The organism is Parvularcula maris (assembly GCF_024505085.1).
In the GTDB taxonomy this organism is placed as follows: domain Bacteria; phylum Pseudomonadota; class Alphaproteobacteria; order Caulobacterales; family Parvularculaceae; genus Parvularcula; species Parvularcula maris.
This window is the reverse complement of sequence record NZ_JANIBC010000004.1, coordinates 21,275-36,459: the sequence shown is the minus strand read 5'-3', so window position 1 is coordinate 36,459 and position 15,185 is coordinate 21,275. Positions and strand designations below refer to the sequence as shown.

The 15,185-nt window shown below is 63.1% G+C and carries 13 protein-coding genes; 6 read left to right on the top strand and 7 right to left on the bottom strand.

Annotation, left to right across the window (positions count from 1 at the left end; genetic code table 11):
* Positions 1-14: 14 nt before the first annotated feature.
* The gene (locus NOG11_RS07180) at positions 15-2,084 is read left to right on the top strand and encodes a TonB-dependent receptor (protein WP_256619040.1); all 2,070 of its coding nucleotides are present in this window, start codon (positions 15-17) and stop codon (positions 2,082-2,084) included.
* 242 nt (positions 2,085-2,326) lie between these two features.
* Here NOG11_RS07180 and hflX read toward each other — a convergent pair whose 3' ends face one another.
* From hflX to NOG11_RS07165, 3 genes are all read right to left on the bottom strand, one after another.
* On the bottom strand, positions 2,327-3,604 hold the full coding sequence (gene hflX / locus NOG11_RS07175) for a GTPase HflX (RefSeq protein ID WP_256619263.1): 1,278 nt from the start codon (positions 3,602-3,604) through the stop codon (positions 2,327-2,329).
* 52 nt (positions 3,605-3,656) lie between these two features.
* Positions 3,657-3,893 (bottom strand): RNA chaperone Hfq, encoded by a 237-nt coding sequence (gene hfq / locus NOG11_RS07170; RefSeq protein ID WP_256619039.1) that lies wholly within the window; start codon positions 3,891-3,893, stop codon positions 3,657-3,659.
* A gap of 137 nt (positions 3,894-4,030) precedes the next feature.
* A complete protein-coding gene (locus NOG11_RS07165) occupies positions 4,031-5,443 on the bottom strand; it encodes a potassium transporter TrkG (protein WP_256619038.1) in 1,413 nt (470 codons plus the stop codon).
* 219 nt (positions 5,444-5,662) lie between these two features.
* Here NOG11_RS07165 and NOG11_RS07160 point away from each other — a divergent pair, with 219 nt between their 5' ends.
* A complete protein-coding gene (locus NOG11_RS07160; RefSeq protein ID WP_256619037.1) occupies positions 5,663-7,840 on the top strand; it encodes a sensor histidine kinase in 2,178 nt (725 codons plus the stop codon).
* A gap of 216 nt (positions 7,841-8,056) precedes the next feature.
* Here the strand turns inward: NOG11_RS07160 and NOG11_RS07155 are convergent, their stop codons facing one another.
* Positions 8,057-9,121, bottom strand: a complete 1,065-nt coding sequence (locus NOG11_RS07155) for a hypothetical protein (RefSeq protein ID WP_256619036.1) — start codon at positions 9,119-9,121, stop codon at positions 8,057-8,059.
* Entirely contained in the window at positions 9,076-9,300 is a 225-nt protein-coding gene (locus tag NOG11_RS07150) for a DUF6471 domain-containing protein (protein ID WP_256619035.1), read from the bottom strand. Before NOG11_RS07150 ends, NOG11_RS07155 begins: the two co-directional genes overlap by 46 nt.
* A 128-nt stretch (positions 9,301-9,428) precedes the next feature.
* Here NOG11_RS07150 and NOG11_RS07145 point away from each other — a divergent pair, with 128 nt between their 5' ends.
* From NOG11_RS07145 to NOG11_RS07135, 3 genes are all read left to right on the top strand, one after another.
* Positions 9,429-10,382 (top strand): IS1595 family transposase, encoded by a 954-nt coding sequence (locus NOG11_RS07145; protein WP_256619034.1) that lies wholly within the window; start codon positions 9,429-9,431, stop codon positions 10,380-10,382.
* Positions 10,383-10,581: 199 nt separating this feature from the next.
* Positions 10,582-10,794, top strand: coding sequence for a hypothetical protein (locus tag NOG11_RS07140; RefSeq protein WP_256619033.1), 213 nt, complete (start codon positions 10,582-10,584; stop codon positions 10,792-10,794).
* Positions 10,795-10,821: 27 nt separating this feature from the next.
* Positions 10,822-11,496: a hypothetical protein gene (locus tag NOG11_RS07135; protein ID WP_256619032.1), complete on the top strand. Its 675-nt coding sequence runs from the start codon at positions 10,822-10,824 to the stop codon at positions 11,494-11,496.
* 116 nt (positions 11,497-11,612) lie between these two features.
* On the opposite strand, the gene NOG11_RS07130 is transcribed toward NOG11_RS07135, so the two are convergent.
* Positions 11,613-12,059 carry a hypothetical protein gene (locus NOG11_RS07130; protein ID WP_256619031.1) on the bottom strand — a complete coding sequence of 149 codons (447 nt, stop codon included), beginning with the start codon at positions 12,057-12,059 and terminating at the stop codon, positions 11,613-11,615.
* A gap of 223 nt (positions 12,060-12,282) precedes the next feature.
* On the opposite strand from NOG11_RS07130, the gene NOG11_RS07125 reads away from it, so the two are divergent.
* Entirely contained in the window at positions 12,283-13,536 is a 1,254-nt protein-coding gene (locus NOG11_RS07125) for a M24 family metallopeptidase (protein ID WP_256619030.1), read from the top strand.
* A 175-nt stretch (positions 13,537-13,711) separates the two neighbouring features.
* Here NOG11_RS07125 and trkA read toward each other — a convergent pair whose 3' ends face one another.
* The gene (gene trkA, locus NOG11_RS07120; RefSeq protein WP_256619029.1) at positions 13,712-15,085 is read right to left on the bottom strand and encodes a Trk system potassium transporter TrkA; all 1,374 of its coding nucleotides are present in this window, start codon (positions 15,083-15,085) and stop codon (positions 13,712-13,714) included.
* Between the last annotated feature and the right edge of the window lie 100 nt (positions 15,086-15,185).

Below are 15,185 nucleotides of genomic sequence, written 5' to 3'. Positions count from 1 at the left end.
ATGGAAGTCCGCCGATGAACAGCCTCCTCCTTCTCACCGCCAGTCTCGCCGCGACTGCCGCAGCCGAGCCCGCCGCCCCTGCGGACGTCCTCGTCGTGCGCGGCAACTACCAGCCGATCCAGGCTGCCGCCGGGACGAAGACGGGCATGCCCCTCGTCGATACGCCGCAGTCGATCTTTGTGCTGACCGAAGAGCAGATCAAGGACCAGGCCTTCACCAGCGTCGACGACGTGCTGCGCTTCGTGCCCGGCGCCTCCATCGGACAAGGCGAGGGGCACCGTGACCAGCTTACCATCCGCGGACAGAACACCACCGCCGACTTCTTCATCGACGGGCTGCGCGACGACGTTCAGTACTTCCGCCCGCTCTACAATCTCGAGCGCGTGGAAGTGCTGAAGGGTCCGAACGCCCTCCTCTTCGGGCGCGGCGGTGGCGGCGGGGTCATCAACCGCGTGACCAAGGCCCCGGCGCTGGACGAAAGCTTCACCGAAGTCGATCTCAGCGGCGACACTTTCGGCTCGGCGCTGGCAGCCATCGACAGCAATGCGGCGGTCACTGACAATGTAGGCTTCCGCCTCAACGCCTTCGCCGAGCACCTCGAGAACCACCGCGACGTCTTCGATGGCGACCGGTTCGCCATCAACCCGACGCTGCTGTTCGACGTCTCTCCTGCTACGGACCTGCTCCTGTCCTACGAGTACGTCCAGGACGACCGCGTGGTCGACCGGGGCGTTCCGTCCCTGGACGGCGAGCCGCTGAGGGGATTTTCGGACACGTTCTTCGGCTCGGCCGAAGGCAACTTCACCGATCTGCGCGCCCATATCGTTCGCGGAAAGGTGGATCATCGGTTCTCGAACAATCTTCGCGGCGATGTCACCCTTCAGTACGCGAACTACGACAAGCTCTACCAGAACGTCTATCCCACCGGTATCGACCTCGAAGCGGGCACCGTCGGCCTCGACGGCTACCGCGACAGCACCAAGCGCGAGAACTTCATCCTGCAGTCGAACCTGGTGGCCGAGTTCGCCACCGGCGGCATCGAGCACACCGTCCTCTTCGGCGGCGAGCTGATCGCTCAAGACACGGACAATGCGCGCCGCGACATCCTCTTCGCCGACAGCGACGACGATCAGATCGAGACGCCCTTCACCGATCCCTTGAGTGTCCCCACCTTTAGCTTCCCCGAGTTCACCCGCTCCCGTGCATCCGAAGTCCGCGTGGCCTCGGCCTTCGTTCAGGACGAGATCGACCTCGGCGCCGGGTTCAAGCTGATCGGCGGGCTCCGCTACGACCGTTTCGAGATCGAGGTGGAGGACCGGATCGCGGCAGCAGGTGGCGGCGACGGAGCGCTCGAGCGTACGGACGATATGGTCTCGCCGCGCGCGGGGCTCATCTACAAGCCCCTGCCTCAAGCCTCCCTTTATGCGAGCTATGCCAAATCCTTCCTGCCCCGCTCAGGCGATCAGTTCCTGACCCTCTCCCCCACCACCGAAGCCCTCGACCCCGAGGAGTTCGAGAACATCGAGGTGGGCTTCAAATGGGACGTCTCGGAACGCCTTGCGCTTACCGGCGCAATCTTCCGTATCGAGAGGGAGAGCGGCACCACCGTCGATCCGAACGATCCCGAGCGCACCATTCTCTTCTCCGCCATCACCCGCGGCGCGGAGATCCAGCTCACCGGCAGCCTCACCCCCTTCTGGGCGATCAATGGCGGCTACAGCTATCTCGATGCGGAGGAAGACGGCCGGGTGGTGGACGGCCTCGGCGCCAACCGCCCCCTCGCCCAGGTGCCCGAGCACATGCTCAGCCTGTGGAACCGCTTCGATGTCACCGAGCGCTTCAGCCTCGGCATCGGCGCCTCCTATCAGGCGGCGCAGTTTGCAAGCCTGAGCGGCAATGTCGAGCTGCCGAGCTATACCCGCGTCGATGCGGCGGCGACCTATGACGTGACGGACCGCCTGCGGCTTCAGCTCAATGTCGAGAACCTTCTCGACGAAGAGTACTTCCCCGCCGCCCATAACGACAACAACATCACCACCGGCGAGCCGCTCAACGCGCGGCTGACGCTAAGGACGCGGTTCTAGAAGCGAGTTTCTCCCCCTTGGGGGGGAGGCTTTGGAGAGTAGAAGACCAGCTCTTTCCGTCATCCGGGAAAGCCGAAAGGCTTATCTGGGACCCATGGACCGAACCGCTGTCATGAACTCGACCGTGCGGTCCATGGGTCCGTCGATCCGCTTCACGGCTCAACCTCCGCTTCGCTACGGCCGGGATGACGACCGAAGCGGATGAGACACGACCTTCCCCCGGAAGGGGGAGGAAGAAGCGCTTAAGCGAACTCCTTCTCGAAGCGTCCTACGTCACGCGCTTCGAGGCGTACGCGGATGGTCCTGGCGCCGCCCTCCCCGCTTTCGTCGGCGATGACGTCGCCGTGGCGGTAGAGCCAGGCGGCGGCCTCGCCCGCTTCGGGGCGGAGGGTGAAGGTGTGTTCTTCGCGTAGCGCCGTGAGCTCCTGGTCGATGAGCTGGGCGAGCTCCTCGACGCCTTCCCCAGAGACGGCGCTGATGGCGACGGGCAGCGGGTCCTTCGGCGTGCCCTCGGCGATCTCGGCCCTAGCCTTGGCCGAAGCACGAAGGTCCGTAGACCCTTCCACCGCGTCGATCTTGTTCCAGGCCTCGATGAAGACCGCGTCGCTCTCCTCGGTCAGCCCGAGCTCCGCCAGCACGTCGAGAACGTCCTTACGCTGCGCATCGGTCTCAGGGTGGCTGATGTCGCGGACATGGACGACAATGTCCGCCTCCAGTACCTCCTCCAACGTGGCGCGGAAGGCAGCGACGAGGGTGGTGGGCAGGTCCGAGATGAAGCCGACCGTGTCAGACAGAATGGCGTCCGCCCCCGAGGGCAGCTCGATCTGCCGCATGAGGGGGTCCAAGGTGGCGAAGAGCAGGTCCTCCGCAAACGTCTCTTCGCCCGTGAGCCGTTTGAACAGTGTGGACTTGCCGGCGTTGGTGTAGCCGACCAGCGCGATGACGGGGCTCGGCGCGCGCTTTCTCTTGCGCCGCTGCAGCGTCCGTGTGCGGCGGACCTCTTCGAGCTCTTTTTTCAGCCGGTCGATCTTCTCGGCCAGGATGCGCCGGTCGCTTTCGATCTGCCGTTCGCCGGGGCCGCCGAGAAAGCCCGCGCCGCCGCGCTGGCGTTCGAGGTGGGTCCAGGAGCGCACGAGCCGCGAGCGCTGGAAGGTCAGGTGGGCGAGCGCCACCTGCAGCGTGCCTTCCTTGGTGGAGGCGCGCTCGCCGAAAATCTCGAGGATGAGCTGGGTACGATCGAGCACCTTCGCCTTCCAGGCCCGCTCAAGGTTCCTGTGCTGGACGGGAGAAAGCTGAGTGTTGACGATGACGAGTTTGACGTCGTCTTCCGCTTCCAGCCACTGACCGAACTCGGCCACCTTGCCCTGCCCCAAGAACGTGGCGGGCCGAGCCTCGTGCAAATTCACCACCTCGCCGCGCACGGCGACGATGCCGATGGCGCGGGTGAGGCTCATCGCCTCTTCCAGCGCCCCCTCTGCGGTGCGCAGGGACCGTCCGGTGCCGGACAGCTCGCAGTGGATGACGAGGGCCTTGTCGGCGGGGCGGGCGGTGTCTTCGGGCTGACGTGGCGATTTAGGCGTCGGTCTGTTCCTCGTGCAGGTCCAGCGGCCCCTGCGGCATGACGGTGCTGATCGCGTGCTTGTAGACCAGTTGGGTCTGATCGTCACGGCGCAGCAGGACGCAGAAGCTGTCGAACCAGGTCACGATGCCCTGAAGCTTCACGCCGTTGACGAGGAAGATGGTCACCGGGGTTTTCTGACGACGGATCTCGTTGAGGAAGATGTCCTGAAGGGGGCGTGGCTTATCCATGGGCTTCTCGCTCGGCTGCCGTATTGCGCTGCAGCAAGATAAGATAGGTTGTGAAGCCGGCGCAAGGTTCGGTCCGGGCGAAACCTGCGACGAATGGAGCATGATCGGCCCATCCTATCGCCGAGAACGGCTTGAACTCACGCTCTCCAGAAGGTGGGGGCGACCAGAAGCAAGAGCACGATTAGTTCTAACCGGCCTGCGATCATTCCTAACGCCAGAAGAATGCGCAGCGGCTCGGTGAACTGGATGAAGTCCGACGTGCTCGAGGGGGCCGCGGCGATCAGCGGACCTGCATTGGTGACCACCGCCACCGCCGTGGCCACGGCCAGCTCCAGATCGTAGCCGAAGAACCCCACGGTCAGGGTCAGGGCCGCCAGCACGATGGTGAAGGCGATGGTGTGGATCCACACGCCGAACTCGTGAAGCGCCGGTCTCTTGCGGTAGAGAACCCCCGCCGGATGGGTGAGCTGCCAGAGCTCCTGGCCCGCCCGCTGGAAGGTGATGAGCCAGCGAAGCAGCTTGATGCCTCCGGCCGTCGAGACCGCCGCGCCGCCGATGGTGGCGGTGACCAGAAGCGGGGTGAGCTGCGGCGTGCTGCCGATGATCGTCCCGTTGGTGGAGAGGAGCGAGATGGCGTTGCCGATCTGCGGCGGCAACTGGCGCGGGTTCCAACCCTCGAGGCTGAACCAGAAGAGAAGCGCCACCGGGATGATCAGGAGAAGGAAGGCCCTGGTCTCGGCGTCCGGCCCGGTCTCCAGCCGCCCTCCTCCGCGAAGGGCGAGCCTCGCGATGACGATGAAGTTCACCGCACTGACCACCAGCGTGCTGTAGGCCACCACCATGGCCGGGATGCCGTAGCTGGCGATGCCCCCCGGCGTCGGCGCGAAGCCGCCCGAGGCGATGAGGGAGAGCGCCAGGGTGATCGCCTGCTCGACCGGGACCCCGGTGAAGATGAAGCCGAAGAAGCTCACCCCGGTCAGCGCCGCGTAGACGGGAGCGAAGGTCTCGAAGGCCGCCGTGAAGGCCCTCAGATAGGTGTCCCCCTGCCCGCGGGCGAAGGGCGGCACGGGCGGGGCGATGCCGATGAACTCGGGACGCACGAAGACCGCCGCCGCGGTGGCGAGGCTGGCGATGCCGCCGAGCCACTCGAGCGATGCCCTGTAGATCATGCCGCTGGCCGTGGCTCTCGCGAGAGGTTCGGAGAGCCAAGCCCCCGTCGTGGTCAGCGCCGAGACCGCCTCGAACCAGGCGCTCGGCAGGGAGAGGCTCTGCCCCACAAAGGGCACACAGGCGGCGAACGGGCCGATCAGCCAGAAAACGCTCAGCGCCAGGATCAGCTCGCGAAAGCCAGAGCGAACGGACTTGCCCTGCTTGAGGCCCTGGGAGAGCACGAAGAGGAGCGCCGAGATGAACCCCGACAGGCAGAGCGAGGCGATATAGGCGCTCGGATCCTCGCCCGTGATCCACGCAGCCAGGATCGGCGCCGCCGAGGCGGCGGCAATCGCCAGAAGCGCAAAGCCGAAGAAGCGCAGGAGGGGGACGTAAGACATGACGGCGGCCCTAGCGGCGTTCTTTGTCCTTGTCGCGGGGGGCCTGGCCCCTTAGAATTCGCAAACTCATTACTAACGCCTTGTTCGCGTTTTGCTTTTCTGGGCAGAAAGCATGCTCATAGGTCTACAGCTCCGACAGTAGTGATGAAAGAACACAACGTCGCGCTGCGCAGTATTGGAAACAAATAGAGGCTGGCGGTACGTCGTCGGAAAAGCGCCATGACTTTCTCCACCCTGTTTCGTACCGCTCGCGATGCCCGAAGATACTGCTGCGTTCTGGCTGGCTTCCTTATCCCGCTGCCGGTGGCCGCGCTGGCTCAGGCGCCATCAAGCTGCCCCGGCGCCGTCGCCATGGAGCGGGTGCCGAAAGAGGAGCTGCCCCGCGTTCAGGAGATATGCATCGACTACATCGCCACGGCCGCGCCCGAGGAGCAGTTCAGGGTCATCGGCTCGTTCCTGGTCAACGAGAACGACAACCGGGCGCGCTACGTCAAGGCCAAGGACCTCGACCCCCTTCTGCCCGAGATGAACCAGGCCACGCTCGTCCGCGCCAATGCCTACCGGGCGAAGGAGTACGCCAATCCCGAGCTGGGCCTGACCGCCGAAGACCTGCAGCGGTTCATCCGGGAGGCTGAAGAGGCAGACGACCCCGTCGCGCTCTCCTCCCTCTACTACAGCGCCACCATTCAGCAGGCGAACAGCGACAACCGTCTCGACCTCATGGAGGAGTATCTCAGCTCGGGCCTCGCCATCATCAGGGAGAACGGCTTCAGCCACGGTCTCGAATACATCTACCTCAACGGCCTGGGCAATGTCGCGCTCGACAACGGCGAGTTCGTCGATGCGGTGAACTACTACTCGGACATTCTCGATCTTGCTCAGACCACGGATCCTCTTCGCGGCATTGCTGCGAACATCAACATCGCGCGGGTCTTCACGCTGCTCGGCGGCTACGAGCAAGCCCTCGCCTATCTCGAAACGGCCATGGAGCTGCTGAAGGACCCCGACGGGGAGGGCAACGACAACTTCCTCATCAACGCCCTCTACGAGATCGGCGACACGCACTACTCCCTCGGAAACTACGAAGAGGCCGACGCGGCGCTCACCGAGGCGATGAAGGTCGTCGAGCGCAATGCGGGGACGCCCTTCGGACAGAGGCTGAGCGTCTACACCCAGCGCATCCTGACCAGGCAGGCGAAGACCGCCTATGCCCTCGGCGATCCGGAGCGCGCCATCGAGCTTGCCACCGAAGCATCAGGGATCGAGAACCAGCAGCAGTCCGCCTACGTTAAGGCGGAGGTGATGAGCTGGCTGGCACGGCTGCACATCGACCAGGGGCATACGGAGCAAGCCGAGGAAGCCGCCGGCATCGCCGAAGCGGTGATGCTCACCAGCGACAGGGGCATGGACGACCTCGTCGAGATGAAGGACGAGCGCAGGCTGGTCTTTCAGTACGCGCGGAACATGGCGTCGGTCCTGCCTGAGGTCGGGCGGCTAGAGGACGCCCTCGCCTATGCGAGCCTGACGGCAGAGCTCGCCGAACGCCTGACCGAGGAGGAGAACCTCTCGGCGATCTCCAACGCCGCAACGCTCTTGGAGATCAGGGAGGGGCAGCGCCAGGTGGCCTCTCTATCCTTGGAGAACCAGTCCAAGGAGACCGCGCTGCGCCGGGCACGGATGAGCTACGGCCTCACCCTGGCCCTTGCGGTCATCACGGGGCTTGCGGCCCTGTTCGTCTACAGGTTCTACCGGACGGAGCGGGCGCTCGCCCATACCCGCGCGCTCTATGTCCGGGATACCCATCACCGGGCGAAGAACAACCTTCAGATCATCTTCAGCCTGCTGTCCATGACCGAGCGGCGCCGACGTCAGGAAGGCCTCGAAGCCGCGGAGCTGCGCGGCATCCGCGACCAGGCAGCGGCCATGGCCATGCTGCACGAGCAGGTGCAGACCCTGGCCCCGGAAGAAGCCGCGGCCATTCGCACCGACGACTACTTCACGAACCTGATGGCGATCCTCGGCAAGACCTACCACGCTGGCGAGCGGCTGGAAGTGTCGGGCATTGACAGCTTCGTCATCGACACCAACCTCGCCACGCCCCTGGGTCTCATCATGACCGAGATCGTCTCCAACAGCCTGAAGCACAATGCCGAGGCGGGCGTGAAGGTCGTTCTCACCGACAGGGCGGAAGGTCTCGACCGGGGATGGGGCCTGGTCGAGGTGAGCGATGACGGCTCAGGCTTCGACCCCGATCGTGTCGACCTCTCCAACGCCGTCGGGCTCACCCTCGTCCGCGACCTCGCCAAGCAGATCGGCGGCTCGCTGAAGGTGAAGAGCGGTCCGTCGGGCACGACCTGGCGAATGACGTTTCCGCTTCGCTCCGCGCATTCCGCTTAGCTCTGACTTCTGCCTCGTTTGCAAACGTACGAAGACAGTGAGCTTGGCTGGCTACTCCCCCTCAGCCTTCCGGCAGCTCCCCCTCCAGAGGGGGAGCGAAACAGGGGGCGGCGTTCGTTCTGATTTCCTCCCCCATGACACATGGGGGAGGTGCGGTCTTATGTAGCAAACGCACCACGTATGATGGCGAAAGCCATCGCTCAACGGACACCATATCTAGGGGGTGTCAGTGAGTAGGTGGTTCTGGGTGTGGGGGCGTTGGGGTTTGTACTCTTCGCTGCAGTATTCTGCGACCCTCCTGTCATCAATCAATCCCGATCCCCGAGCCAAGATGAAGGGTGGGGTTTGCGGTCCGAAGGGCTCCGATTTCTGGGCGAAGACAAATTCATACCCTCTCGTATTGCTGAAGATGTCATCCCAAATGATCAAGCCGCGAAATCCCCTGGCGTAAGCGATTTGATCCCAGGTAGAGCGAGCGCTATCAAATTCATTTGTAGCGAATACATGACTTCTTCCGGTAGGGAGAACTGTGCTGCACCGTTGGCCCAGTTTAGGAGGATCCGGGATGTTGAATCTATATGGAACTTTTTCACCGAAAGGAAAGGCAGTAATGCAAACTCGAACATTAAGAGCTGCTGTAGGGCCAATATTTTCGTATCTCAGCTTAAACTGATCATACAGAAACAAACCGTCTCTGGGTCGATATGTTCTAAGTTCGACCGGTATTACAATTGCAGCTTGAGATATTTCAGCAGTCTTCCTTTGGTCTTCAGCAGTGCGGAGCGCAATTGCGATTTGTTTCTGTCCCACGTCCTTTGTAGCATCTACGGCATTCCAAGCCGCCTCGTTGGTGTTGCGCGCCTGGCTCAGTGTCTCGCGAGTAGCTACCAAGGTATCGCGAATGAACCAGACACCGACGCCGGTCAAAGCCAAGCCTACGCCACCAAAGCAGACCGCCACAAACGCCCAGAGCGCTACGTCCTGCTGGGCCTGGAGATCGGCATAAGCGCGATACTCTTCACGATAGGCGTCCTGCGCTTCCCGAAGGCATTCGACCGAGAGACCGGCAGGATCATCCTCGCACGTAGCGATGACTTCTTCGTAGGAGGGGTTTGCGGCTTCATCGGGGCGGTTGGCTTGGCGGCCGCGCTGCTCAGTATAGTAATAACCGCTAAATACGGCGCATAGGACCGCCAAGATGAACGCACCGAAAATCCAAACCGTTGGGTCTGCGTTCAGTCGCTCAGGCTGATCTTGTTCGTCCCGATCGCTTCCAGACATTGAACTAGGAATACCGCCGTAAACTTACCCCGAGCGAGCTTGTTACGGATGTTCGGTTCTGATTCCGAGACCCCAACGTCAGCCAGCTTCTCGGCAAGCTGAGCGTAGGTGATCCCCTTCCGCTTCAGCTCGGCTTTCAGAAGGTTCTTGACCTTCGCTTCCCAGTCAGACTGTTCCATGGGTAGGAGCTAGGACGCTTCGGCACCGTCCGCAAGTGCGAATGTTGCTCAAACGATGACATTAGCCCTTGCCTACCGTGCGTCATGCCACTATATACGATGCATAGGCATTAGATATAGTGGCAAACATGACGCAACATCATCTTCTCTCCGCAGCTTCCCGCACCCTCTCGCTCAAGGCGATCTACAAAGGCGGCGAAGACAAGGCGTATGAGACGTTCCGCCGTGTCCGCTGGCCTGAGACGAACGGCGAAGCAGTCTGCCCGCGTTGCGGTCACGACGAAGCCTACAGCATCACCACCCGCCGCAAGTTCAAGTGCAAGAGCTGCCACCACCAGTTCAGCGTCACGAGCGGTACGATCTTCCACGCCCGCAAGCTGGACTTCACCGACCTTCTCGCGGCGATCCTGCTGATCGCCAACGCTGCTAAGGGCATCTCCGCCGTGCAGCTCAGCCGCGATCTGGACGTGCAGTACAAGACGGCCTTCGTCCTCGCTCATAAGCTCCGCGAAGCCATGACCAGCGAGACGCGCGGCTTAATCCTGAAAGGCGCGGTCGAGATTGACGGTCAGTACCACGGCGGCCATATCCGCCCGTCGAACCTCAAAGCGAACCGCCGTGACCGCCGCCTGCGAGAGAACCAGACCGGCAAACGCCGCGTTGTGGTCGCCATGCGCGAGAAGGGCGGGCGCACCATCACGAAAGTTGTCCCCGCCGAACGTCACGGCGTTACCTTTGCAATTGACCGCCTGCAGCGGGGGAGCGAACTTCATGCCGACGAAGCAAACCACTGGGATGAGTTGGAAGCACTCTTCCCCATGGCCAGGATCAACCACCAAGAAGGCTACAGCATCGCCGGTGCCTGCACGAACCAAGCCGAATCGTTCTTCTCGCGCCTTCGCCGCATGGTCCAAGGCCAGCACCACCACGTCAGCCCTGGCTACCTGCACCAGTACGCCGCGCACGCCGCATGGCTCGAAGATCACCGCCGCGACGACAACGGCACGCAGGCTCGCACGGTGCTAGACCTTGGCCTTGCCGCCCCGGTTAGCCGCCAGTGGAAGGGGTACTGGCAGCGGTAGCACAGCCCAAATGCGGTTGAAAAAATTGCATTCGCCACTATATCTAGTATGTCGCTGCAAAGACCGCTTTAATCGGTCGTAATGTAGGATTGACTGACACCTACGGCGCGCAGCACTGTTCCCCTCGAACTTTTGGGGTGGGCAGGCGTTGACTCGTCAAAATTTGTCGATAGATCAGCGCGACTGGAATTGGAGTCAGATGAAACTCTGGGCAAACATACAGGAACTTATTCTTGGCCGCTATGAGCGATCCAAGGACGAAGCATCTGTGCGCATTGCCGGCAGGCTGGCTCGCGGCAACATCTCGACGCAGAACGGCTTCATTATGGACGATGAGGCTTTTGATCGTTTGTGCCGTCATGGCGACAAAGCTATTAAGCGTCTAAACCGTCACATTTCGCACGCCGAATAATCTACTCCCGGCGTAACAGGGGGCAGCGTGCTCGATAGTACCAGGGCGGAAGCCATCTTCACCGATATTCGCGTTCAGTGGGATTATGCTGAAGCGGATGTGAAATTAGCCGAACAGACATGCGGCAAAATCGTTACTCCGGCTATCAAAGAGCTTCGTTATGCGGGTCGACGGCTCGTTGACGCGCTCAACGAAGCCTACGGCACAGGCGATGAGGCTGCAATCACAGCCCTTCTCGAGGACGCTCGCTTCAACTGTCATTGCGCTCGTCATGATGCAGTAGATGCCGCCGTTGGCAAAATGGCAGCTGATTTAGAGATCATGATTAATAAGCTTGGGTATGAGGCGGTTTTGAAGGCCTACCCGGAATTTCCAGAATTCTTCTCATCGCTGAGAGACACGCAGGAGAAGATTGCCCGCTCTCGTCGCGACCGAGCCAATCGGCAAGCCATTTACGAATCCATTGAGAATGCCGATCTCCCGCAATTGGTGGCTGGTTTCGGTAGGGTGCGGACATGCGAGCCAATAATGAAAGAGTTCGCGACCAAAGCTAAATTGGTGCGATGGGGAAGCGTGGCGGGGTTCGCCATCGCCTTCGCGACGCTCGCGCTAGACTTTTTCGGCGTAATCGAGGTCGGCCCTACCAAATCAGCGAACGAGGGGCAGGTCGAAATCTCCAGCGAAGCCGTCCGTGACCAATAGCGCTCGCCAGATAGCCCAATCCGACGCCTTCCCGATGCTCGACCTCCGGGCTAGCAATCTTGCATGAACCGCCCCCGCCTCATCACCAACCACCTCGCTGAGCGCTTTCTGGAGCGCTACGGCTGCAACAGCGACGCCTGACCGGCAACAAACCAGTACCAGCAGCCCTCACGCTCCATACAGCTCACTAGCCCCGCCCCCTTCGCCTTATCGAGCGACTTGCCGATCTTGGAGCGAAGGGCAGCCATCCATCTAGCGTCATCGGTCTCCCAGCCGCGTTCTCGGCAGACCATGGCCGCCATCTCTTCCACCGTCAGACCTTCAGGGGCTTCACGTAGCGCGCCTAGCAACAGCCTGCGCAGCTCACCCCGTCTGAACAGCCCTGCTGTCCTGACAGGCTTCTTGCTGCCTTCGTCGGCTTCGTAGCCGAGCGAGTTCAAGGTGCGGTCGATAGAGGCGAGAAGGTCCGAAGCCTCACGGGCCTTGTGCCGGTAGTAGTCTACTTCGCCTGCGATCTGGGAACGGTGCTCAAGCAAGCCGCTGATAAGGTAGGTATGTGCCATGCCCTACACATAAGCACGCTTGACGGAGGCAACCATCATCGTCTATGGTGCTTTTGCTACATAAGGGCGGGGAGGTGCCCGAAGGGCGGAGGGGGCAACCCACGTCTGTGAACGATGCAAACGCCATCAAGATAGCAGAAAAATCTACCCTGTAGCCGCGCCCTGTTCGCTTTCTATGCCGCTTCCGTCTAGCCTTCGACCAAGCGACGAAGGAGACCGCCTCATGTTCAGCCGACGCAACGTCCTTGCCGGTACGGGCGGTCTCGCCGCTCTGAGCCTCGCCGCCCCAGGATCGTCGTTCGCACTGAACCAGAAGGCCTCCCGACCCACAGGTCCCGGCACCCCTCCCCCGCCCATCAGCCGGGAGGAACGCCTTGCCCGTCTCGCCAAACTGCAGGCCGAAATGAAGGCCCGCGGCGTGGGCATGATGGTGATCGAGCCCGGCGCATCCATGGTCTACTTCTCGGGCCTTCGCTGGTGGCGGTCGGAGAGGCCCACCCTGCTCCTCGTCCCGGCCGAGGGGCGGCCCGGCATCGTCACCCCCTATTTCGAGGAGCCTTCCATCCAGGAGACCGTGGGCGTACCCGCCGAGGTGCGCACCTGGCACGAGAACGAGGACCCGTTCGCCGTCGCCGCCTCCTTCGCGAAGGACTGGAAGGCGGCGGGCGGCAAGATCGGCATCGAGGAGACCGCTCGCTTCTTCGTCGCCGACGGCATCGCCAAGGCGCTGCCAGGCGCCGAGACCGTGCCCGGCGCACCGATGGTCAGGGCCTGCCGCATGATCAAGACGCCCGCCGAGCTCGCCCTCATGCAGCACGCCACCGATGTGACGATGGCCGCCTATCGCGACGTCTTCGCCGCTATCGCCCCCGGCATGACGTCCGGCGAGGTGAGCGCGCTAATGAGCGAGCGCACCAGGGCTTACGGCGGGGATGTGCAGTTCTCCATGGTGCTTCTCAACGAGGCCAGCGCCTACCCGCACGGCACCTCAGCCCCCCAGGAGGTGCGCGAGGGCGGCATCGTCCTGATGGACTGCGGCTGCGCGGTGCACGACTACGAAAGCGACGTCTCGCGCACCTTCGTCCTGGGCGAGCCCACGAAGAAGCAGCGCGAGGTCTTCGCCACCGTGAAGCGCGGTCAGGAGATCGCGCTGGAGGAGGCGCAGGTGGGTGTGGAGGCGGGTGCCGTCGACCGGGCCGTGCGCCGCTACTATGAGAGCCTCGGCTGGGGGCCAGCCTACAGGACGCCGGGTCTCTCCCACCGTCTCGGCCACGGCATCGGCATGGAGGGGCACGAGCCCATCAACCTCGTGGAGAGCGAGACCACCAAGCTCGCCCCCGGCATGTGCTTCTCGAACGAGCCTGGTCTCTACACTTTTGGCGAGTTCGGGGTGCGGCTGGAGGACTGCTTCACCGTCACCGAGGACGGCCCGAAGCTGTTTAGTGGCCTTCAGGCATCACTCACGGCGCTTGCGTGAAAAAGTCGCGTCACGGGCTTGCGTGACGATCACGATTTTGTTAACGGCAGGTTACCGTTTCTCGGTAGCACTCCGTATTGAGGGGGGATCGGCAAACGCGGTACGGCGCGCTGGGGGGCGCGCCCGGCACCGGCTTTGTAAAGTTCGCCGGTGCCGCCGTTTTGCCGTGATCTTCCTAGAAGTAGCTCATTCCCACCCTGAACATCTTCTCGACGTCCTTGACGCTGTCCCTGACCGCCAACAGCACCACGCGGTCCCCGGCGCGCACGATCGTCTCGGGGTCGGGCAGCAGCACCTCCGCCCCGCGCACGATGGCGCCAATGACCACGCCGCTGGGGATGCTCGCCTTGGCGAGCGGTGTGCCGACCAGGCTCGAAGTCTCTAGCGCGACCGCGTCAATGAGCTCCGCCTGGCCTTCCAGGATCGAGTAGACCGATTTGATCCGCCCCCGGCGCACATGCTGGAGGATGGTCGAGATCGTCGTGCCTCGCGGGTCGATGAAGCGGTCGATGTCCACCGTCTGGGAAAGCGTTCCGTACTCCGCCTCATTGGTGAGGATCAGCGCGCGGCGGGCACCCATGCGCTTCCCGATGACGCCGGCGAGGAGGTTCGTCTGGTCGCTGTCGGTCAGCGCCACCAGCGTCTCCGCTTGGTGGATGCCCGCCTCGGCGAGAACGTTGCGGTCGAGCCCCGAGCCGTGCAGCACGATGGTGCGGCGAAGGCGCTCGGCGATGAGGGCGGCCCGCTGGGCGTTGGCCTCAATGAGGCGGATCTTCATCCGCCCGCGCTGCTCCAGCTCCCGCGCCACGTCGAGGCCGATATTGCCGCCGCCGACGATGACCACACGGGTCGCCTGGTGCTGCACGTCGCCCATGATGGCGATGGCGCGCTCCACATGGGGGCGGGCGGCAACGAAGAAGACCTCGTCCCCCTCTTCGAGCTGGTCGTCGGGACCTGCACGGAAGAAGCCGCCGTTCCGGTTCACCCCCATGAAGGTCACTTTGAGGTCGGGGAACAGCTCCCTGATCTGACGAAGCGGCGTCGCCAGGATCGGCGTGTCCTCGCGCAAGCGCACCCCCACCGCCCAGACCTTGTCGTCGGCGAAGCTCTTCACGTCGAAGGCGGCAGGCGTGATGAGGCGCTGCATCACCGCATCGGCCACCTCGCGCTCCGGCGAGATGATGACGTCGATGGGGATGTTGTCCCGGCTGAAGACGTCGGCGTAGCGGGTCTCGAGATAGCTCCGTGCCCTGATCCTTGCGATCTTGGTGGGGATGTTGAAGATCGAGTGGGCGATCTGGCAGGAGACGATGTTGACCTCGTCCGAATGGGTTACGGCGATGAGCATATCAGCCTCCCGCGCACCCGCCTCGGCTAGGATGTTGGGATAGGAGCCGGAGCCCACCACGCCGCGCACGTCGAGACGCTCCGTGATGCCCCGGATCAGCTCGGGGGAGCGGTCGATGACGGTGACGGCGGCGTCCTCATAGGCGAGCCGCTGAGCGATCCCGATGCCGACACGGCCAGCGCCGCAGACGATCACGCGCATGGCTTAGCGCCTTCCGCCTCCCTCTCCCCACGGGGGAGAGGGACCGAGGGTGAGGGGGACCTGCGGTGAGAGGCCATAGCGCCTCGCCGAGGAGGCGGCG

Excerpts from the sequence above, each read along its gene's own strand:
- NOG11_RS07160 (WP_256619037.1), top strand. The coding sequence starts at position 5,663 with ATGACTTTCTCCACCCTGTTTCGTACCGCTCGCGATGCCCGAAGATAC.
- NOG11_RS07140 (WP_256619033.1), top strand. The coding sequence starts at position 10,582 with ATGAAACTCTGGGCAAACATACAGGAACTTATTCTTGGCCGCTATGAG.
- NOG11_RS07165 (WP_256619038.1), bottom strand. The coding sequence starts at position 5,443 with ATGTCTTACGTCCCCCTCCTGCGCTTCTTCGGCTTTGCGCTTCTGGCG.
- hfq (WP_256619039.1), bottom strand. The coding sequence starts at position 3,893 with ATGGATAAGCCACGCCCCCTTCAGGACATCTTCCTCAACGAGATCCGT.
- NOG11_RS07145 (WP_256619034.1), top strand. The coding sequence starts at position 9,429 with ATGACGCAACATCATCTTCTCTCCGCAGCTTCCCGCACCCTCTCGCTC.
- NOG11_RS07155 (WP_256619036.1), bottom strand. The coding sequence starts at position 9,121 with ATGTCTGGAAGCGATCGGGACGAACAAGATCAGCCTGAGCGACTGAAC.
- NOG11_RS07150 (WP_256619035.1), bottom strand. The coding sequence starts at position 9,300 with ATGGAACAGTCTGACTGGGAAGCGAAGGTCAAGAACCTTCTGAAAGCC.
- trkA (WP_256619029.1), bottom strand. The coding sequence starts at position 15,085 with ATGCGCGTGATCGTCTGCGGCGCTGGCCGTGTCGGCATCGGGATCGCT.
- NOG11_RS07130 (WP_256619031.1), bottom strand. The coding sequence starts at position 12,059 with ATGGCACATACCTACCTTATCAGCGGCTTGCTTGAGCACCGTTCCCAG.
- NOG11_RS07125 (WP_256619030.1), top strand. The coding sequence starts at position 12,283 with ATGTTCAGCCGACGCAACGTCCTTGCCGGTACGGGCGGTCTCGCCGCT.
- NOG11_RS07180 (WP_256619040.1), top strand. The coding sequence starts at position 15 with ATGAACAGCCTCCTCCTTCTCACCGCCAGTCTCGCCGCGACTGCCGCA.